Source organism: Myxococcus eversor, assembly GCF_010894455.1.
Classification (GTDB): domain Bacteria; phylum Myxococcota; class Myxococcia; order Myxococcales; family Myxococcaceae; genus Myxococcus; species Myxococcus eversor.
The window spans coordinates 157,074-177,662 of record NZ_JAAIXY010000016.1; the positions used below are offsets into that span (position 1 = coordinate 157,074).

11 protein-coding genes are annotated in these 20,589 nt (G+C 69.5%); 8 read left to right on the forward strand and 3 right to left on the reverse strand.

All coding sequences use genetic code 11. The annotated features are described in order from the left end of the window. Positions 1 to 149: 149 nt before the first annotated feature. Positions 150 to 2,969 carry an AAA family ATPase gene (locus tag G4D83_RS29445; RefSeq protein WP_163868178.1) on the forward strand — a complete coding sequence of 940 codons (2,820 nt, stop codon included), beginning with the start codon at positions 150 to 152 and terminating at the stop codon, positions 2,967 to 2,969. A gap of 65 nt (positions 2,970 to 3,034) precedes the next feature. Here G4D83_RS29445 and G4D83_RS29450 read toward each other — a convergent pair whose 3' ends face one another. Continuing rightward, a complete protein-coding gene (locus G4D83_RS29450; RefSeq protein WP_163868179.1) occupies positions 3,035 to 7,093 on the reverse strand; it encodes a CARDB domain-containing protein in 4,059 nt (1,352 codons plus the stop codon). 323 nt (positions 7,094 to 7,416) lie between these two features. Further along, positions 7,417 to 7,989 (reverse strand): hypothetical protein, encoded by a 573-nt coding sequence (locus G4D83_RS29455; RefSeq protein ID WP_163868180.1) that lies wholly within the window; start codon positions 7,987 to 7,989, stop codon positions 7,417 to 7,419. A 213-nt stretch (positions 7,990 to 8,202) separates the two neighbouring features. On the opposite strand from G4D83_RS29455, the gene G4D83_RS29460 reads away from it, so the two are divergent. The 7 genes from G4D83_RS29460 to rimO all read left to right on the forward strand — a co-directional run bounded on the left by G4D83_RS29460 (position 8,203) and on the right by rimO (position 18,680). After that, positions 8,203 to 9,417 (forward strand): polysaccharide deacetylase family protein, encoded by a 1,215-nt coding sequence (locus G4D83_RS29460; protein WP_205522736.1) that lies wholly within the window; start codon positions 8,203 to 8,205, stop codon positions 9,415 to 9,417. Positions 9,418 to 10,518: 1,101 nt separating this feature from the next. Next, positions 10,519 to 13,374 carry a serine/threonine-protein kinase gene (locus G4D83_RS29465; protein WP_240356729.1) on the forward strand — a complete coding sequence of 952 codons (2,856 nt, stop codon included), beginning with the start codon at positions 10,519 to 10,521 and terminating at the stop codon, positions 13,372 to 13,374. 142 nt (positions 13,375 to 13,516) lie between these two features. Next, complete coding sequence (locus tag G4D83_RS29470; protein ID WP_163868182.1) at positions 13,517 to 13,876, forward strand: hypothetical protein; 360 nt, start codon at positions 13,517 to 13,519, stop codon at positions 13,874 to 13,876. A 90-nt stretch (positions 13,877 to 13,966) separates the two neighbouring features. Next, positions 13,967 to 15,607 (forward strand): ribonuclease J, encoded by a 1,641-nt coding sequence (locus G4D83_RS29475; protein WP_163868183.1) that lies wholly within the window; start codon positions 13,967 to 13,969, stop codon positions 15,605 to 15,607. 24 nt (positions 15,608 to 15,631) lie between these two features. Beyond that, on the forward strand, positions 15,632 to 16,129 hold the full coding sequence (locus G4D83_RS29480; RefSeq protein WP_163868184.1) for a YajQ family cyclic di-GMP-binding protein: 498 nt from the start codon (positions 15,632 to 15,634) through the stop codon (positions 16,127 to 16,129). Between the two features lie 8 nt (positions 16,130 to 16,137). Further along, entirely contained in the window at positions 16,138 to 17,250 is a 1,113-nt protein-coding gene (locus G4D83_RS29485; RefSeq protein ID WP_163868185.1) for a DOMON domain-containing protein, read from the forward strand. Positions 17,251 to 17,282: 32 nt separating this feature from the next. Beyond that, entirely contained in the window at positions 17,283 to 18,680 is a 1,398-nt protein-coding gene (gene rimO, locus G4D83_RS29490) for a 30S ribosomal protein S12 methylthiotransferase RimO (protein WP_217911968.1), read from the forward strand. Between the two features lie 101 nt (positions 18,681 to 18,781). Here rimO and G4D83_RS29495 read toward each other — a convergent pair whose 3' ends face one another. Then, positions 18,782 to 20,587, reverse strand: a complete 1,806-nt coding sequence (locus G4D83_RS29495; protein ID WP_240356731.1) for a ribosomal eL19 family protein — start codon at positions 20,585 to 20,587, stop codon at positions 18,782 to 18,784. Positions 20,588 to 20,589 lie beyond the last annotated feature (2 nt).

Consider the following 20,589-nt stretch of genomic DNA (forward strand, 5'->3'; position numbering starts at 1 on the left):
GGCCTTCCGGCTTGAGGTTCGAGTCCTCCGACTTCCGCTTCCCTCCGGCCTCGGGCCAGGGGATTCCGGCCACCCGCCGGGATTGCGCGCTCACCTCGACGGTTCAGCGGTTAGAGTGCGTGCTCCGGCGAGGGGGCGGCTGACGACACATGGCGACGAGGAAGAGCGAGGACCAGGAGCGACTCATCGACCGGGACCTGACCGCGTTGGCCCGAGAGGGTCGGCTGCCGGCCGCGCATGGCGTAGACGCCGCGGTGACGGAGGTTCTGGGACTGCTGACGCGCGGTGGCAAACACCCGCTGCTGGCGGGAGACCCCGGCGTGGGCAAGAGCGCGCTCGTGCAGGAGGTGGCGCGCCGCATCGCCGAGGGACGCGTGGACGCGGAGCTGACGCAGTCGCGTCTGGTAGAGGTGTCCGTCGCCAACATCCTCGCGCGCAGCACCCAGCGACAGGCCGCGGAGAGCTTCGAGGAGCTGCTGGCCCACCTGGCGCGGCACCCCTGTCCCATCGTCTACATCCGAGACCTGCCGGCCGCGCTGGGCGGGCCCCTGGCCCCCGTGGCCGTGCGCGCGCTGCGCACCGGAGGCCTGCGCTTCATCTTCGAGACAGAGCCCAAGCGCGTGCAGGAGCTGCTGCGCTCCGACGAGGCGCTCGCGGAGCGGCTGCACCTGCTCCCCCTGCACGAGCCCCCGCTGGAGAAGGCGCGCTGGATACTGGGCCGGGTGGCGGAGGAGCTGGAGCGCGAGCTGCGCCTGCCCATCGACCCGGCCGCGTGCGATTTGGCCCTGCGGCTGTCGTCCAAGTTCCTGCTGGCGCAGCGCATGCCGCGCAAGGCCATCGAGCTCTTGAAGGAGACGGCGGCGGAGGCCGCGAGCGCGGCCAAGGACCACGTCGGTCCCGAGGACGTGCTCACCCGCTTCTGTTCCGCCACGCGCCTGCCGCGCTTCGTGGTGGACGACGCCATGCCGTTGGACCTGGAGGAGACGGAGCGCTTCTTCGGAGAGCGGCTGCTCGGCCAGACGGACGCGGTGGGCGCGGTGCTGCGCTCGGTGGCGCTGCTCAAGGCGGGGTTGAACGACCCGCGCCGGCCGCTGGGCGTGTTCCTGTTCGCCGGCCCCACGGGCGTGGGAAAGACGCAGCTCGCGAAGCTGCTGGCGGAGTACCTCTTCGGCTCGGCGGACAGGCTGGTGCGCCTGAACATGGCGGACTACCCCAACGACGGTGACGAGAGCGTGCCCTTCGGCGCGTCCTGGGCCCCGGCGCTGGAGACGCGTCGCGGAGAGCTGAGCGCGCTCCTGGACGGCAAGGTGTTCTCCGTGCTGCTGCTCGACGAGTTCGAGAAGGCCGCGCGCAGCGTGCACGACCGCTTCCTCCAGCTCTTCGACGAGGGCACCTTCGTCAACGGCGCGGGCGAGGTCGTCTCGTGCAACAACACGCTCATCGTCGCCACGTCCAACGTGGGCGCGGAGGTGTACCGGGAGCCCGCCATGGGCTTCGCGGGCACCAAGCGCGCGGACGAGATGGTGTCGGAGGTCGACCGCCGCATCGGCGAGGCCTTCCGCCCCGAGTTCCTCAACCGCTTCGACGCCATCTGTCACTTCCAGCCCCTGTCCAAGGTGGACATCCGCAAAATCGCGCAGCGCGAGGTCGGCCGCGTGCTGGAGCGAGAGGGCATCCGCGCGCGCTCCCTGGACGTGGAGGTGACGCCCGAGGTCGTCGACCGGCTGGTGGAGCGCGGCTACTCGCCCCAGTTCGGCGCGCGCTACCTCCAGCGGGAAATCGAGAAGACGCTCACCGCGGCGCTGGCCGTGGAGATTGCGCGCAAGCCGCTGCCCCCTGGCACCCCCGTGCGCGTGGAAGCACGCCCCGGAGGCCGGGTCATCGCGGTGGCCGAGCCCGCCGCCCCACTGCCCTCCCCCACCGCGCAGCTGCTGTTGCCGTCCGCACGGGCGACGCCGGTGAAGCGGCGGCTGGACCGCAAGTCGCTGCTGGTGGAGATGGACCGGCTGGTGGGCAAGGCCCGCTCGCTGGCGGCCTCCGCTGGGCGGCCGGAGATGGAGGAGCGCCGCACGTCCCTGCTGACGGAGACGCAGGCGCCCAACCTCTGGGACGACCCCACGCACGCGGCGGATGTCATCCGGGCCTTCCGGACAGTCGAGGCCCACCTCAACGAGATGGAGCGACTGGAGGCCGCGTGTCTCTTCGGGCGGCGCCTGGTGCGCGAGGCGAAGAACGAAGTGCAGCTCGCCTCCGCGGCCCGGCAGGTTGAAGACGTCGCGCGCGAGGTGCAGATGGCGGAGGCGCTCCACGCCTCCGGCTCCACCACCCTGGACAATGAAGCGCTGGTGGACATCTGCGCGAGCGACTCGGCGGAGACACAGGAGGCGTGGGTGCAGGAATTGGCCACCATGTACCTGGGCTGGGCGCAGCGGCGCGGCTACGAGGCGGTAGCGGTGGCGGAAGCCGACGAGCCGGCCCGCGTCGTGGTGCGCATCGCCGGCCCCGGAGCCTACGGCTTCCTCGCGGGCGAGGCGGGCATGCACCGACGGCTGGAGGACGAGAAGCGCCAGCGCGCCTATGTCCGCGTGCACCGGGGCGGCGCTCTCTCGGAGGAGGAGCTGGAGCTGCTGGAGGTGCTGGGCCGGCCCGTGAAGAGCCATGAGGGCACCTATCTCCAGCGCGTGCGCACCGAGGTGACGGTGAAGGACGAGTCCACCGGCCGGGTGCTGACGCTCACGGGCGCGGGCGAATTGGACGAGCTGAAGGACATCGCCGCTCGCGTGGTGGCCGGACAGGGCGGAAGCACGGACGAGGTGCGGCGCTACTACCTGGGCCGCAGCGCGCGGGTGGAGGACCCTCGCACCGGCGCCGGGACTCCTCGCGTGAAGGACGTGCTGCGCGGCGAGCTGGACGTGTTCATCGCCGCGTGGATTTCGCGCCCGCCGTCGGAGCCCCCGCTGGGGAGCTGAGCCGCCGGAAAAACAGTGAGGGGACGGGCCATCCCGCCCCGTCCCCTCGTCAAGACATCAGCGCGCTACTGGTTGATTTGGAGCGCGATGGCGCGGGAGTTGTTGTCCTCGCGCAGCTCCGTCAGCGACTGGTACGGGTCCACGTAGGCGCCCAGGAAGTAGGCGCCGCCCTGCCCCATCGCATCCATCGGCAACCACGCCGACACGTTCAGCGTCTGCGTGATGCAGTCACCCGGGTTCAGGGCGATGACATTCACGCCCCCCAGCTCACGCTGGTCCGAGTTGGCGTTGCCGCCAGGGCCCGGCATGGAGGGCTCCGGGGAGAGGTTCGCGTCGAGGGACGAGTAGAGCGACACCCAGGCCGAGGGGCTTGCCTGCGTACCCTGGTTGCACACGCGCACCGTCGAGGAGAAGGTGTTCCCCTGGAGGATGGAAGCAGGCCCCGTGAGCGAGGTGACGACGAGGTCCGGCCTCGTCCCCACTCCGATGAGCCCCTTCACGAAGGTGTTGTTGTCCTCGCGAAGCTCCTGCACCCCGCCGCTCGAGTCGACGAGCGCTCCCAGGAAAAAGGCGGTCCCCTGACCACCGGGCGGCACGTACGCGTTGGCGGTCGTGCTGCGCGAGATGCACTGGGCCGCGAGCAGGGACGGCACGGACACCGAGCCAATCATCACCTGGTCCGCCACCGTCGGCGACGTCGACAGGGAGAGCACATCGTCCAGCGACAGGACCACGTCGACGTACGTGGCGGCGCTGGACTGGGTCCCCTGGTTGCACACCGTCACCGTCGTGCTGAAGGACTGTCCCTGCGTCACGCTCGTGGGCGAGGTCATCGCGGTGATGACCAGGTCCGCGCGGCTGCCCACGCCGATGAGCCCCTTCACGAAGCTGTTGTTGTCCTCGCGCAGCTCCTGCACCGACGCCGGGTCATCGACGATGGCGCCCAGGTAGTACGCCCCGTCGCCCTGCGCGTCCGGCGGCAGCCACGCGGTGGCACTCACCGAGCGCGTCGCGCACTGCCCCACCGTCAGCGAAGGGATGCTCACGTTCGCGACCTCGGTCTGGTCTCCCGCGGGATAGCCGGGCCCTGACATCGGCGACAGGACCGCGTCCACCGACAGGAGGAGGCGCGCCTGCGTCGAGGTGCTGGGGGTGGTGCCCTGGTTGCACACCGTCACGCCGGCGGTGAACGGCTGGCTGATGGACGCGCTCGTGGGCGCGGTCATCGCGGTGATGACGAGGTCCGGCCGATTGCCAATGCCGATGGGACCCTTCACGAAGCTGTTGTTGTCCTCACGAAGCTCCTGCACGCTGGCCGGGTCATCGACGATGGCGCCCACGTAGTACGCCCCGTCGTTCCCCTGCGCGTCGGGCGGCAGCCCGGCCCAGGCCGTCGTCGAGCGCGTCGCGCACTGCCCCGGATTCAGCGACGGCAAGGGGACGTATCCCGCCGGAGACTGGTCCGTGGCCGGGGAGCCGCCGGGCCCGTACGGCATCGGCGTCAACACGGTGTCCGTCGACACGTAGATTTGCGCCTGCGTCGAGTAGCTGCTGGTGGTGCCCTGGTTGCACACCGTCACGGCGGCGGTGAAGGACTGACCATTCTGAAGGACTTGCGGCACGTTCAGCGCCGTGACGACAAGGTCCGGCCGGTTGCCCACGCCGATGAGGCCCTTCACGAAGACGTTGTTGTCCTCGCGCAGCTCCTGCACGGAGCTCGGGTCATCCACGATGGCCGCCAGATAGTACGCGCCATCCCCCGTCCCATCCGGCGGCGGAGGACTCCCAGCGAACATGCCACTGCGCGTCAGGCACGCTCCGGCATTCAGCGCGGGCACGGGCATGGAGCCCAGCGGCACCTGGTCCAACGGCGGACCGCCGGGGCCAGCCGCCATCGGCGTCAGCGTCGTGTCCGTCGACAGGTAGAGCTGCGCCTGCGTCGAGGGGCTGGACTGGAGGCCCTGGTTGCAGAACGTCACCGTCGCGGCGAAGGACTGGCTGGAGTTGAAACTCGCGGGCCCGGTCATCGCGGTGATGATGAGGTCCGCACGGCTGCCCACGCCGACGAGTCCCTTCACGAAGGCATTGTTGTCCTCGCGAAGCTCCTGCACGGAGGCCGGCTCGTCCGCGATGGCCCCCACGTAGTAGGCCCCTTCTCCCTGCCCATCCATGGGGAAGTTCACCCAGGCACTCGTGCTGCGAGTCGCACACTGCCCCGGGCTCAGCGAGGGCAGGCCAATCATTCCCAACGGAGCCTGGTCCGTCGGCGGGGGTCCGCCAGGGCCAGGGCCGGGGGACATCGGCGTCAGCGTCGTGTCCATCGACAGGTAGAGCTGAGCGTTCGTCGAGGAGCTGCTGGTCGTGCCCTGGTTGCACACCGTCACCGACGCGGTGAAGGACTGACCGGGCGACAGGGTCGGCGGAACGTTCACGTCCGTGACGATGAGGTCCGGCCGGTTGCCCATGCCGACGAGCCCCTTCACGAAGACGTTGTTGTCCTCGCGCAACTCCTGCACGGAGCTGGGGTCGTCCACGATGGCCGCCAGATAGAACGCGGTGGCGTCCGTGGGGAACGGCGGAGGCGAAGCCCAGAGGTTCTCTCCGCGCGTCGCGCACTGACCGGGAGCCAGCCCCGGAATCATGATGTAGCCCATCGGCGACTGGTCACCCGGAGGAGGCCCCATGGGCCCCATGGGCGTCACCGTCGCGTCGATGGAGAGGTACAGCTGGGCCATCGCCGAGGTGCTCTGCGCCGTGCCCTGGTTGCAGACCGTCACGCTGAACGGAGCGGACTGTCCCGAGCTCAGGCTCGCCGGCGACGTCAACGCGGTGACGATGAGGTCCGGACGGTTGCCCACGCCGATGAGGTCCTTCGCATAGGTGTTGTTGTCCTCGCGCAGCTCCTGCACGGAGTTCCCGTCGTCCACGATGCCCCCCAGGTAGAAGGCGCCGGGGCTGACGCCCGCGGGAGGCAGCCAGGCCTGGGCGGAACCGGAGCGCGTCACGCACTGCCCCGGGTTCAACAGGGGGACCTGCACCATGCCCACGTCCCGCTGGTCCGTGGGAGGCGCTCCCGGGCCCATCTGCGTCAGCACGGTGTCCAGCGACAGCAGGAGCCGCACGGACGTCGCATTGGCATAGGTCGTCCCCTGGTTGCAGACGCGCGCCTGGACCTCGAAGTTCTGACCATCCGACACACTGGCGGGACCGCGCAGCTCGGTGATGATGAGGTCGGAGCGGTTGCCCACGCCGATGAGGTCCTTCGCATAGGCGTTGTTGTCCTCGCGCAGCTCCTGCACCGACGCCGGGTCATCGACGATGGCGCCCAGGTAGAACGCCCCGGGGCCCGGCGACGCGGGCGGTTGCATCGCGTAGACCGAGACAGTGCGGCGGACACAGGCGCCCGCGTTCAGCGTCGTCTGGGTCTGCACCTCGCCAATCGGCGCCTGGTCCGTGGGAGGAGCGCCCGGGCCGGACGGCGTCAGCACGTTGTCGGTCGACAGGAAGAGCTGCGTGCGGACCGAGGGGACGCTCACGGTGCCCTGGTTGCACACCGTCACCGCCACGGTGAAGTACCCGCCCTGCGGCACGCTGGGAGGGCTCGACAGCTCGGTGATGACGAGGTCCGGCCGGTTGCCCACGCCGATGCGCGTCTGCGCATGGGTGTTGTTGTTCTCGTTCAGCTCCGCCACGGACTGGTTCGCGTCGACGATGGCGCCCAGGAAATAGGCACCGTCACCCTGCGCCGCGGGAGGCAACCAGGACGTACCGGGCACGCGGACGTCCGAGCACTGGCCGGCCGACAGGTCCACCTGGAGCGTCTCCTGGCCCGCCAGGGACTGGTCCGTCGGAGGAGGCATCGTCGTCAGCGGGGACAGTACGTTGTCCACGGACAGCAGCACCGCCACGCGGGAGCCCCGGTACGCGGGGGCCGTGCCCTGGTTGCAGACCGTCACCGTCGTGGTGAACGAACTCCCCGAGATGACACTCGCGGGGCCTCGGACGTCCGTCACCACCAGGTCGGGCCCCGGGTTCAGGGAACTCGACGCCGTCTCCAGTGCGGGTTGCTCCTGTGCGGGCTCTCCACCCGAACAGCCCGTGCCCACACCGACAAACAAGCCCATGACCAGCCACCTCGTGGCGGTCGCGCTCCACTCCAGCCTCTTCATGAAGTCTCCCGTTGCATGGCATGCGGAGCGACACGGCGGACGCCGGGTCGGACTCCAGGCACGCGCCCTAAGTGCGTAGCAGGAAGACTGAAAGTACCGAAGTGCCTGGGAGGTATTGCTCCCAGGGAAGCCTCATGAAGTCTGAAAAGACTCCAGCAAACCCCAGCCGACTCTCGGAGCTTGAGGTTCCATGAAACAAACGGGGCGATGTCGACACCTGAATGTTTCCAAATGTGTCGCGAGACGCATGTCACATCCACCGATGTTTCAAGCGGGTCTCAGCGGACCACGCCGGCCAGGCGCGCGGGCGCGGGCGCGGTGGGCGAGACGGCCACGGCCCTGCCGAGCGTCCCCGCGCTCTGGGGGAAGGGGCCTCGCGCCAGCTCGTGCCCCGCGGGGTCCAGCACCTGCGCATAGACAGTCTTGAAGCCCTTCTTCAGGCCCACCGACTGGTGAGGCTCGCCCTTGCTGTCGGCGACCATGAAGAGCGAGGAGTCGAGTTCAGGGGGCGGCGACTCGCCGTGCCGCTGGAAGAGGTCTCGCATGAGGTCGAGCGACTCCGCGTGGCTCTTGCGAATCTCGCCCTTCGCCATGCCCTTGAAGAGACCCGGGACGTCACGCAGGTCCACGCGGACCACGACGATGGGTTTGACCGCTCGGACGTCGTACACGAACTTGTAGGCGTGCTCCTTCAGCTCCTCCCGGGTGCCCTTGTTGGCATACAGCACCACGGTGGGACGCCCCTTCCCGATGGGGACTTCCTTTCCGAACACGTCCTTCAGCTCGGCGGCATGCGCTGGCAGGACTCCCAGGACGCCCAGCAGACCTACGAGCGCGGCGAACTTCCTCATGTGACGTGTCCTTTCAAAAGACGTTGTGATGGGTGCAACGGCTTCTACGAACACCACCGCCTCCATCCCGAATCCCTGGCGACGTCCACCGGTGGCTCCATGGGACACCCGCTCACCAGGCCACACGACTCCTGCGCGCCCGCTCGGTTGCTCGGCGGCACCGCCTCTGCTATCGCCTTGCCCCGCGCCTCCAGAGGCGCGCGGGGGATGTCCATGATTGAGCGGTTCCGGAAGTTGCCATTCATTGCCACGCTGCTGCTGGGGACGCTCCATGCATCCGCGTTCGCCGCCCAGCCTTTCGAACAGGGCATGGTCACCATCACGTTGGATGACGGATGGTCCACGCAGTACACGAAGGCCCGGCCCGCGCTCAACGCGAGGAACATCCCCGCTACGTATGCCCTCATCACCCAGGCGCTCGCGCAGGGCTGGGGTGGTTACATGAGCATCGCGCAAGCGCAGACACTGGTCACCGAGGGCAACGGCATCGCCAGCCACACGCTGACCCATCCGGACCTGACCACGCTGTCCGCGCCCGAGCTGGAGTCGGAGCTCGGGGACTCGCGGGACTGGCTGGTGACGAACCTGGGGCTGACGTCGGTGCCCGACTTCGTCATCCCCTATGGGCTCTATGACGCCAACGTGCTCGCGGCCATCCGGCAGCATTACGGCAGCAGCCGCACGGTGAACGCCGGGCGCAACTTCCGCGACACCCTCGTCTACGAGCTGCGGGGCAACGACGTGGCTCGCAACGTGCCGGTGAGCACGGTGCGCGGCTGGATTGACCAGGCGCTCGTGGAGAAGAGCTGGCTCATCCTCGTGTTCCACGAGTTCGTGGACGGCACGCCGACGCGCGACACGCAGTACCGGACGTCGAACTTCACGGCCATCCTGAACTACCTCCAGACGCGCGGCGCGCGCACCGTGACGCTGTCCCAGGGCCTGGCGCTGATGGACGGCCGCACCGAGCCGGACCCGTCCTCGGGCGTGTCCATCTATGGCGACACATTGGAGAGCGGTTTCGCGGATTGGAGCTGGGCGGAGCACTCGCTCGAAGAGACGGGCATCGTCCACGCGGGCTCGGCCTCCATCCGCTTCGAGCCGGACACGTGGGCGGGGGTGCTCCTGCATCACTCGGGTGTGGAGGTCGCGGGGTACCAGTCCCTGGAGCTGTGGGTCCATGGCGGCACCGCCGGGGGACAGTCGGTGCGCGTCGTATTGCATGACGGCACCGATGTGCTCGGGACGATGCGGCTGGATGAGGCCCTGGGCGGACCGCTGGTCGCCGGCGAGTGGCGGAAGGTGACGCTGTCGTTCGATGCGATGGGCGCGACGTCGGGCACGCTGCGCGACCTGTACTTCCAGGACGACTCCGGGGATGACCAGGCGGCAGTGTACCTGGACGACATCTCGCTCGTTCCCAGGTGAAGGGATTCGAGGCGGGGCGGAGAGGGATTCCGCTTCGCCGCGCCATATCCAGCTGAACACTTGCGGGCCCAGGTCAATACCTGGCGGGCTTCTTGACGGGGCCCCCTTCTCAGAAACCTGTCACGTGGTGGAACATCCCGGTTCGTGTCCTGCTTCGACGAGAAGACCGCGCGGGCGCTGGCCACCGGAATGCTCTCCGCCGTGGAGGCACAGCGTCTTCGGCGCCACGCGGAGGGCTGCCGTCAGTGCGCGGCGCTCCTGACCCGTGTGACGCCGCCTGGCACGGCCGCTCGTCGAATCACACTCGTGCAAGACGGGGCCACGGACCTGGCCATCCCGCGCCCCACGCTGCTGGGCGATGCGTTGGACCTCGAGTTGCCAACCGAGCCCGTCCGGACCGCCAAGTCCGCGCGCGCTTCCAATGACAGCTCAGCATCGGCCAAGGCGCCTCCGCAGACCTCACACAAGCCCGATGCGCCCGCGGTCTCCGCGGAGGCAGAGCCGCACACGGACGCCTTTGCGCGCCCGCTGACTTCGAGCCCCAGGGCCCCTACCCTGTTGGACCCCGACCTCCATGCGGCATTGGAGTCGAGGCTGCGCGCGGACGGTTCGAGTGAGTTGACGGAGGAGGCGCCTCCGGATGCCGGAACACTGATTGCGCCTCTGCCACGTCGTCCAGGTGAAGCAGGCGCGCAGCAACCCATGTCTGGCGCGGGAGCATTCGCATCGCGGGCTCAACCGGATGTTGGGGCACGTGCGCGCGCGGCCACTCCACAACCTTCCGCGAGCGCGGCGGGCAAGTCGGGCGCACCGGCCCAGCCTTCGTCCGGTGCGAGCACACCAGCCTCGGCGGCTTCGTCCGGTGCGGCGAGCCCACGCATCAAGACACCCGAGGCGCGTCCCAGCACGACCTCACCACCAGCTCCGCCCGCACCATCCAGCGGAGCGAGTTCGCGCGTACAGCCACCCGCGAGCGCATCCCCACATCCCGCGCCTCAACCATCGTCATCCATCGGTGCGAGCTCGCGCATCCAGCCGCCACAGTCCTCGCCTTCCTCTGCATCGGCCGGCGCCGCGGGCTCACGCGGGCCTCCCGCTGACGTGGGCACCCTGATTGCGCCTCCGCCACAACCACCCGCGGGCGAGGGCACCTGGGCTGCTCCTCCTCCCGCCCCTCCGCTGGGCTCCAGCGTGCGTGTCCCTCCTCCCGCGCAGGGTGCACAGGGGCGCTCACGTCATCCCGACGATGGCGCCGCTCGCAAGGGCGAGGCGAGGGAGACTGCATCGCGCGCCTCGGTGGGGCGCTACCACATCCTCGACAAGCTGGGCTCCGGCGGAATGGGCGTCGTCTACAGCGCCTATGACCCGGACCTCCATCGTCGCGTGGCCATCAAGCTGCTCCACCCGGACGCCAACACCGTGGTCCGCACCGACGGCGCCTCTCGCCTGCTGCGCGAAGCCCAGGCCATGGCCCGCCTCTCCCACCCCAACGTCGTCTCCGTCTACGACGCGGGCACCTTCGCCGGTCGCGTCTTCATCACCATGGAGCTCGTCGAAGGCCTGTCCCTCCGGCACTGGCTTCGCGCCGAACATCGCTCCTGGCGCGAGGTCCTCGACCTCTTCCGTCAGGCGGGCCAAGGACTCGCCGCCGCCCACGCCGCCGGACTCGTCCACCGCGACTTCAAGCCCGCCAACGTGCTCGTCAACCGGGACGGCCGCGCCCAGGTGACGGACTTCGGCCTCGCACGCAACACCACGGACCAGGACGCCATGGAGGAAGGGCGTCCCACCACCCCCTCACGACTCGCGCTGCGCGAGGAGGACCTGCTCGAATCGCCCCTCACCGAGGCCGGCCTCGTCATGGGCACCCCCGCGTACATGCCGCCCGAGCAACACGAGGACGGCCGCACCGATGCGCGCGGCGACCAGTTCAGCTTCTGCGCCTCGCTCTACGAAGCCCTCTACGGCCAGCTCCCCTTCGAAGGGAAACAAGCCACCGCCTACCTCCAGGAGTCCCTCGCAAACCGCGTGCGCCAGCCCCCGCGCGGCAGCCGCGTCCCCGCCTGGCTGTTCCGCGCCGTCACCCGAGGCCTCTCGCCCACGCCCGACGCGCGCTACCCCTCCATGGAGGCCCTGCTGACGGAGCTCGGCAAGGACTCGTCCGTTGCGTGGCGACGCCGGAGCATCCTGGCCGCCGGATTCCTCCTCATCTACGGCTTCATGGGCGTCACCTGGTGGATGGGCAACCGTCGCCACGCCCCGTGTCTGCGCCCCGAGGCTCGACTGGCTGGCATCTGGGATGCCTCGCGCAAGGACACCGTGAGCCGGGCCTTCGCCGCCACGAACAAACCCCAGGCCCCCGAGTTCTTCTCCCGCGTGGCCCAGAGCCTGGACACCTTCGCCCAGGAGTGGGCCGGTATGCACCAGGAGGCCTGCGAGGCCACGCGTGTGCACGGCCATCAGTCGGACGCCGTGCTGTCGCTGCGCATGGCCTGCCTGGAGCGCCGTCGCTCCACGCTGGATGCCGTGGTGGGCGTGCTCGCGCAGACCGACGCGGAGTCCCTCACCACCTCGCTGGACGCGGCCCAGCGCCTGCCCTCTGTCGCCGACTGCGCGAACGTGGACGCCCTGCGCATGGGGCTCCCGGAGTCTCCCGAGCAGCGCCAGCGCGTGGAGAAGATCCGCGCCAGCCTGGACCGCACCACCGCGCTGGTGGACGCCGGTCGCTATGAGCAGGCCAACGGGGAGCTGAAGGCGACACTGGAGCAGGCTCGCGCGCTCGACTACCGCCCCGTTCTCGCGGAGGCCCTGGAGCTGGAAGGCCGGCTCGGACTGGTGCTCGGCGATGAGGCGCGCGCGCAGACGGCACTGCGCGAGGCCCTGCTCACCGCGCAGGCCACGCGCCACGACGAGGTGGCCGCACGCGCCGCCGCGCGCCTGGTCACCACCCTGTCCCAGACGCCCGCGCTGGAGGAGTGGAGCATCGCGCAGGCGAAGTCCTGCATCGAGCGCGCGGGTGGCACCCCGGACCTGGAGGCCCTGCTCCAGACGAGCCTCGCGCGCAACGCATTCCTCCGCGGCCAGTACGCCCAGTCCGCCGAGGCCTTCGGCCGCTCCGCGACGCTGCGAGAGCAGGCCCACGGCGCCGTGCACCTGCTCACACTCGAGTCCCTGCGCAATCAGGCAGCCGCCCTCTCCCGCACGCCCGAGACGGAGCACACCGCCCGCCTGCTGCGCCGCGTGCTGGAGACGACGAAGGAGGTCATGGGGCCCGACCATCCCCAGACGGCGATGGCCGCCAACGCGGTGGGCTACCACCTGACCGTCAGCCGCCGCTTCGAGGAGGCCATCCCCTTCCTCGAGCAGGCCATCGCGCTGGAGGAGCGGGCGATGGGTGCGAACAGCGCCACGCTCAGCTATCCCCTCAACAATCTCGCCAGCGCATTGGAACCGCTCCGCCGCTATGCCGACGCGCGGAAGCTTCGCGAACGCGCCCTGGCGCTGGACCTCCAGACGCACGGCCCCGCGCATCCGGAGACCGCATCGGATTGGGCGCTGCTGGCGGAGCTGGCCCTGAGCGAGGGCCGCACCCGCGACGCGGTGGACCTGGCCCTGCGCAGCACGAAGGCCTACGAGACCTTCCAGAAGGGGCATCCCGACCAGGCCACGCCGCTCACCACGCTTGGACTCGCCCAGCTCGCCTTGGGAAAACCGCGCGAGGCTCGCGCCACCCTGGAGCGCGCGCTGACCTTGCGCACCGCCACGCCCGGCCCGGGAGATGGACTCGCGGCCACCCGCTTCGCCCTGGCCCGCGCCCTGCCCTCCAACGAGGTCTCCCGCGCACGCGCCCTCGCCCAGCAGGCCCTGGGCTTCTACGGCGCGGAGCCCGCCGGCTGGTCCACCGAAGCCCAGCGCGTCAAGACGTGGATGAGCGGGCGCACCACCCCGCCCCCCTGAGGCCCCACCCAGGACGCTCCGCGTCATACCGCCCGTCCGTACGTGACATCCCCATCACGCCTGGAGCGAAGCACCTTCTCGCCGCATCCGCCGATACTCCAGGTGCGGGCCTTTTCAGGTCGGTCCCGCGCCCGGGGGTGTCATGCGCATCGATTCCTCACCGAAGTCCGCCGCCAGAACCGGTTCGCGTCCCGCCTCGCCCGTGTCCGAGGCCTCGGCCCGCACGGTGGCCCCCAAGCCGGGCGGACAACGGGACGTCCCGCAGGCCGACAAGTTCGACACACGCATGGCGAAGGGCGCGGGGTTGCCCATCCGAATCACGGGCCGTTGCCCCCCACTGTCGCCGTGGCTGCCCGTCAAGCCCTGGGTCCCCAAGACGAAGCTGGAGCCCTGGACTGGCACCCAGACCAAGCCCTGGCTCCACCGCCCGGACATCTTCCGGAGGCCCCACTGTCCCCGGGGAGCGTCGATGGGCTGCGGCCTGCCCATCCGCATCACCTAGCGGGCCGCTCGGGGTCAACCGACCCCACCCACCTGGTCGCCGCGCAACTTTCCACCGCGCGCGACGGGACGAGTCTTTAGACTCCCCCCAATGCTTCAAGTCATTCCCCTGGGCGGCCTGGGAGAAATCGGCCTCAACTCCCTGGTCATCGCCTGTCGCGGGGAGATGCTCCTCATCGACGCCGGCCTGATGTTCCCTTCCGAGGGGATGCCCGGGGTCGACATCATCATCCCGGACTTCAGCCACCTGAAGCAGAACGCCGCCCAGCTCAAGGGCGTGGTCCTCACTCACGGCCACGAGGACCACCTGGGCGCGCTTCCCTACCTGCTCGGCGAGGTGAACGTCCCCGTCTACGGCACCCGCTTCACGCTGGCCATGGCGCGCCACCGGTTGAACGAGCTGGGCATCGAAGCGGACCTGCGCGAAATCGAGCCGCGCGAGCCCTTCGCCGTCGGCACCATGTTCAAGGTCGAGGCCAGTCGCGTGACGCACACCGTGCCGGACGCGGTGGGCTTCATCATCCGCACGCCCGAGGGCACCTTCATCCACACGGGTGACTTCAAGCTGGACCCCGACCCCATCGATGGGCTGCGCACGGACCTGGAGCGCTGGGGCGAGGCGGGCGAAGAGGGCGTGCTGTGCCTCCTGTCGGACTCCACCAACTCCGAGCTGACGGAGGAGACCGGCAGCGAGCGCGTCGTCGAGCAGACCTTCGAGCGCCTCTTCAAGGACGCCACCGGCCGCATCGTCGTCGCCCTCTTCTCCTCCAACCTGCACCGCGTGCGGCACCTGTTGGCCATCGCCGAGCGACTGGGCCGCAAGGTCGCGCTCCAGGGCCGCAGCATGGTGCGCAACGTGGAGATGGCGCGCGAGCTGGGCTACCTGGACGTGCCCGACTCGCTCTTCGTGCACCTGGACACGGTGCCGCAGCTGCCGCAGCAGCGCGTGCTGGTCCTCACCACCGGAGCGCAGGGCGAGCCGCGCGCGGGCCTGTCCCAGCTCGCCGCCGGTGACGGCCCGTTCAAGCTGGGCCCGGGAGACCTGGTCGTCCTCAGTTCCCGAGCCATCCCCGGCAACGAGCGCGGCGTGGGCGCCCTCATCGACCAGCTCCAATGGCGCGGCGCACGCGTCGCCTACGCGCAGGTGGAGCCCGGCGTCCACGTGTCCGGCCACGCCAGCCGCCCCCAGCAGCAGCGCGTGCTGGAGCTGGTGAAGCCGCGCCACTTCATCCCCGTCCATGGCGAGGGCCGCCACCTCCACCGACATCTGGCCACCGCCCGGGAGTCGGGGATGGAGCCCGCGCAGTGCCTGCTGGCCCAGGACGGGGACATCGTCGGCTTCGAGGAGGGGCGCGGCCGCTTCACCGGCAGCGTGGCCTCCGGGCGCATCTTCAAGGACCGCTTCGGAGGCGGCATGGTGACGGCGGACACACTCCATGAGCGGGTGCGCCTGTCCGAGACGGGCCTGGTGGCCGCCGTCGTCGTGCTCCAGCGCGACACCCTGAAGCTGGTGGGTGGCCCGCAACTCTCCGGCCAGGGCCTGTCCCTGGACGAGCAGGTGATCCTCCCCCGGGTGGCCCAGGAGGCCCGGGCGCTCTTCGAGGAGCTGTCCGTCCAGCTGCGGGGCGACGACGCCCTGGTGCGAGAGGAACTCACCCGGGTGGTCCGCCGTGCGTTCCGGCTGTACACCTCCAAGCGCCCCCTGGTGGTGCCCATGGTCGTCAGGGTGTAGGTATGTTAAGGGCCGCTGCTGCCCATGCCTTCGTTCGATGTCGTCTCGAAAATCGACCTCGCCGAGCTCGACAACGCGGTCAATCAGACCAAGAAGGAGCTCAGCACCCGCTATGACTTCCAGGGCGCCCAGGCGGACGTCCTCGTCGCTCCGGACCACACGGCCCTCACCGTGAAGGCCAACAGCGAGGAGCGCGTCCAGGCCGCCAAGGAAGTGCTTCTGGTGAAGCTGGCCAAGCGGAACATCAGCTTGCGCGCGCTCGAGTACGGCGACGTCGAGAAGACGGGTCTGCACAACGTGAAGCAGGTCATCAAGCTCCAGCAGGGCATCCCCGTGGAGAAGTCCAAGGAGCTGGTGAAGCTGCTGAAGGATTCGAAGATGAAGGTGCAGGGCTCCATCCAGGCCGACCAGCTGCGTGTCACCGGCAAGAACCGGGATGACCTCCAGGCCGCCATCGCCCTGTTCCGTGGGGAGCAGGACCGACTGAAGCTGGACATGCAGTTCACCAACTTCCGCGATTGAAATAGCCCATGCGAGCCGCTGCTGCCCTGTCCCTCTGCTGGTTGTTCTGCGTTCCGGCCGTCGCCTCCGCCCAGGAAGAAGCACCCCGTCCGTCACGGCTGGTGCCCAACATGACCAAGCCGCCGCGCTTCCAGGGAGGCCTCAAGGGCTTCACCTCGCCGCTGGCGCTCAAGTCCCTGGACACCGAGGGCGCCAGCGCGTCCTTCACCGCCAAGGTGGGCTTCCGCAAGGACACGCTCTACGTGGGCGTGGACGCCAAGGATGATCAGCTCCTCGCGGGCGACGTGCTCACGGTGTCCATCTACTTCCCGGACACCGGGCCGCTGACGACGGGCTACACGTGGCGCTTCGGCTTCGATGGCAAGCGCGCGTCGGGAGCGGACAGCGGCACGCCGGAGTTCGCGCAGCAGAAGGTCAATGGCGCGGTGGAGCGCCGGGGCAACACGCTGTCGCTGGTGGCCGCGGTGCCGGTGCGCGCGCTGCCCCGCTTCCCGGCTCGGGACCCGATGGTGATGGACGTGTGCATCACCTACGAGGACCAGGATGGCGCGGGCACCAAGGCGGTTCCCGTCTCCAACTGCCAGAGCGGCACCATGGTGGGTGACGCGCTGAGGCTGCCGGACGAGCCGCGCAAGGCGCTCAAGCTGAAGCCGCCGGAGCACGTCACCGCGCTGGAGCCCGCGGCCACGGGCTGGCTGGGGTGGGACTTGCTCAGCTACCCGGCCTGGGCGCAGGGTGATGAGGACCTGACGCCGGAGTCGCTGCGCAAGCTGGTGGTGACGGACGCGCTGGAGGCCGCGTCGGTGAACGTGAACGTGCCGGATACGTTGAGCCTGCCGGACGGGCGACCGGTCGTTACGGTGCTCTCCGGGAAGAATCCCTATGCCGTCGCGGGTCAGTGTGACGCCGAGAAAGAGCTTCGACTGGGGTTTTACATCGTGACGGGGAAGACGGCGGCTCGAGTGCTCGAGTGGCCGGCTGCTACGTGTGCCCTGGGGCGTGCGTCCTCGGTGGAGCTGGATGAAGAGGACGGGTTGACCATCCGTTACTCGAACGGCGCGACCATGAACTTTGCCTGGAGTGGTGACCACTTCACGCGAACCGAGCTTGGAAATAGGTAGACGCGGTGGAACCAACCAAGAACCTGTACATGATGACCCTCGGCTGCCCGAAGAACCGGGTGGACTCCGAGGTGATGCTCGGCACGCTGAAGCACCGCGGATACACGCTGGTGCAGGAAGCGTCCGAGGCCCAGGTCATCGTCGTCAACACCTGTGCCTTCATCGGTCCCGCCAAGCAGGAGTCGGTGGACTCCATCCTGGAGATGGCCGAGCTGAAGAAGTCGGGCAGCTGCAGCACCCTGGTGGTGACGGGGTGTCTGTCGCAGCGCTACGGCGAGGAGCTGGCGAAGGAGATGCCGGAGGTGGACCACTTCCTGGGCACCAGCGCCTACGCCCAGATTGGCGACCTGCTGGCGGCCGAGGCCTCCCCGCGTCAGGTGATTCCGGACCCCGACTACATCCACGACGCGAACACGCCGCGCATCAACTCGATGCCGAAGTACACCGCGTACCTCAAGGTGTCCGAGGGCTGCGACAACGCCTGCGCGTTCTGCATCATCCCCACGCTGCGCGGTGGACAGCGCTCGCGGCCCATCGACGACATCATGATCGAGGCCCGGCGGCTGGCGGACAGCGGCGTGCAGGAGCTGAACCTCGTCGCGCAGGACCTGACGGCGTACGGGCATGACCTGCCGGGCCGCCCGAAGCTGCATGACCTGCTCAAGGCGCTGGTGCAGGTGGACGTGAAGTGGATTCGCCTCCACTACGCCTACCCGCGCGTGTTCCCGGACGAGCTCATCGACGTGATGGCGTCGGAGCCGAAGATTGCCCGCTACCTGGACATGCCGGTGCAGCACGTCAGCGACAAGCTGCTGTTGTCGATGAAGCGTGGCCGCAACTCGGAGTTCCTCAAGGGCCTCCTGACGAAGCTGCGTGCGCGCGTGCCGGGGCTGGTGATGCGCACCTCGCTCATCGTCGGTCTGCCGGGTGAGACGGAAGAGGACTTCGAGATGTTGAAGGAGTTCGTGAAGACGCAGCGCTTCGAGCGCCTGGGCGTCTTCCAGTACTCCGACGAGGAAGGCACGGCGGCGTTCGATTTGCCGGACAAGGTGCCGCAGAAGACCATCGAGCGCCGGTGGCGCGAGGTGATGGCCATCCAGAAGCGCATCAACCGCGAGCAGAACAAGAAGCTCGTCGGCAAGCGGCTGGAGGTGCTGGTGGAAGGCCCCGCGCCGGAGACGGAGCATCTGCTCGTGGGTCGGCACCAGGGACAGGCGCCGGACATCGACGGGCTCGTCTACATCAACGACGGCCTGGCGTACCCGGGTGAGCTGGTCACCGTGGAGGTGACGGAGGCGCACGACTACGACCTGGTGGCTCGCGTGGTGGAGCGCCCGGACCCGAAGCAGCGTCAGCACACCGCGCGTGACGCGCACCCGGCGCCGATTTCGCTGGTGCCCGCGCCTCGGCCGGTGACTCGGTTGGAGTAGTGGTTCTTCCCGGGCCGCCGCCCGTGTGTCGTGAGCGCGGCCCGGGAGTTCGTCGGTGGACCCTGGCTGGGTGTTGAACCGCCAGGTGGGGAGCGCTGGAGCTACCGGGGATCTTCGGGTTCCAGCTCGCGCTCCTCGCGCGGTGGCTCGCGGGAAGGGGCCTTGCGGGACGGCGCGGCGACACCTTCTCCCAGTGGCGTGGGCTGGCACTCGCACACCGTGCGACGTGAGGACGTCTCAGTGACGAAGGCGCACGCCGTGGGGCACTCGGGCTGACTGCCTTCCTCGAAGAGCGCCAGGGTGAAGCCTCGCGCTTGAACGAGCGCCGCGTGGCACACGGGCAGGGCTTGTGCGAGCGACGGCCAGGGCAGGCGGTGCTGAGTCGTGAGGCCTCGACTGGTGGCCGGGAAGCTCAGGCCGATTCCGCACCCGGACTCCAACCGCTGACCGTCCGGGCCTACTGGTTCAAGGTGCAGGCGCCCGCCTTCAGGCAGATCTCGGAACACCGCACCCACCACGGAGATGCCGCCCTCGGGCTCCTTGCGCACGTGCAGGCCGTAGCAGGCCTCTTCGCTGAAGACGCCGTGTGCATCGGTGCACTGCTGTCGCTTCACGACGGGGCTCGGAGTCGCCGAGCGTGGCGGCTCCGACGAGGACTGCGGAGGAGTCGAGGAGTCACCTGGAGACTGCGCCGAGGGGCCCGCAGGCGCCGTGGGCAGTGCTGGTGGCTGTGACGAAGGTGAAGCGATGCCAGAAGCCTTCGGTGCAGTGCCGGCAGTCGTAGCAGGGGATGTCGTGGAGCGTGACGGAGGCGAGGCAATACTCCCCGAAAGCACTGGTGCGGCACCCACTGTCGCCGCAGGACGCGTCAAGGATGCACTCGCCCCCATTCCTCCTGGGCCTTCTGTCTCCGTGGACCGTGGTGAAGCGGCAGCCGCATCGGGTCCCTCCGCCCTCCCCGCCCGTAGCGATGACACCGAGCCCACTTCAGTCGCATCCGCTGCACGGACTCGCGGACGCCGCAGCACCAGCACCCCGCCCTTCGCATCCAGCGTCGCGGTGAAGCGTCCCCACACGTCCGGCCCCAACCGACCCAGGCTGCTCGGCGAGTCCCATCGTCCCGCGGCCTCCACCACGAGAGGCCGCGCGCCCACGCCCTCCGCCACGTCCATCGAATCCACCGCGAAGGTGCGCGGTGGCAGATGCGCTGCCGTCTCCAACGGCTGGAGCCCCTGCGCCTCTGCGGGCGCCACCGCGATGCGCGAGAAGGGCTCTCTCGTGGCGAGGACAAAGGGGCCGGTGAGCTCCGCCTCTCCTTGAGTCACCCGCACCGCCAACAGCGGCCAGTCACCCACTGGCTCGCGGCTCAACTCCACGCGGTGCACCTCCCGCGCGGCATCCGGAGCCGCCACCTCCGCCGTCGGCTGCGCCTCACGCGAACGCGACGCGGTGAACGTCACCTCTCGCCGCAGCGGGTCCACCGTGAGCGCATACGGCTCCAGCACGTCCGAGCCCAGCGTGACCGAGCAGGGCTTCTCCCCGGACAGCCCCGCGGTGCGCAGCGGCACCGTAGCTCCTCCCACCGTGAGCACAGGCAACGCCACCACTGGCCAGGCCCGGAAGCCTCCCGCGATTTCGGGCGCGCGCACGGTGCCTTCGGGTGCGGGCGCGCCTCCGTCGAAGCACGCCTGGGACACCATCGACAGGGGCCGCGCCACATCCAGCACCACAGGGACGACGCGCGCCCCCAGCTTCCCCGCGACGGTGAGGCGCAGCGCCGGCGAGGCCAGCAGCGGCAGCGTCCGCCCTGTCAGTCCTTCGGAACGTGAAGGGCCGGACGCCACCTCTCGGTGACACCCGGCCCCCACCACACTCAAACCCACCCAGAGCAGGAACGCGCCGCGCACGG

Coding starts and splice junctions, on each gene's coding strand:
- G4D83_RS29445 (WP_163868178.1), top strand. CDS start 150: ATGGCGACGAGGAAGAGCGAGGACCAGGAGCGACTCATCGACCGGGAC.
- G4D83_RS29450 (WP_163868179.1), bottom strand. CDS start 7,093: ATGGGCTTGTTTGTCGGTGTGGGCACGGGCTGTTCGGGTGGAGAGCCC.
- G4D83_RS29455 (WP_163868180.1), bottom strand. CDS start 7,989: ATGAGGAAGTTCGCCGCGCTCGTAGGTCTGCTGGGCGTCCTGGGAGTC.
- G4D83_RS29460 (WP_205522736.1), top strand. CDS start 8,203: ATGATTGAGCGGTTCCGGAAGTTGCCATTCATTGCCACGCTGCTGCTG.
- G4D83_RS29470 (WP_163868182.1), top strand. CDS start 13,517: ATGCGCATCGATTCCTCACCGAAGTCCGCCGCCAGAACCGGTTCGCGT.
- G4D83_RS29475 (WP_163868183.1), top strand. CDS start 13,967: ATGCTTCAAGTCATTCCCCTGGGCGGCCTGGGAGAAATCGGCCTCAAC.
- G4D83_RS29480 (WP_163868184.1), top strand. CDS start 15,632: ATGCCTTCGTTCGATGTCGTCTCGAAAATCGACCTCGCCGAGCTCGAC.
- G4D83_RS29485 (WP_163868185.1), top strand. CDS start 16,138: ATGCGAGCCGCTGCTGCCCTGTCCCTCTGCTGGTTGTTCTGCGTTCCG.
- rimO (WP_217911968.1), top strand. CDS start 17,283: ATGACCCTCGGCTGCCCGAAGAACCGGGTGGACTCCGAGGTGATGCTC.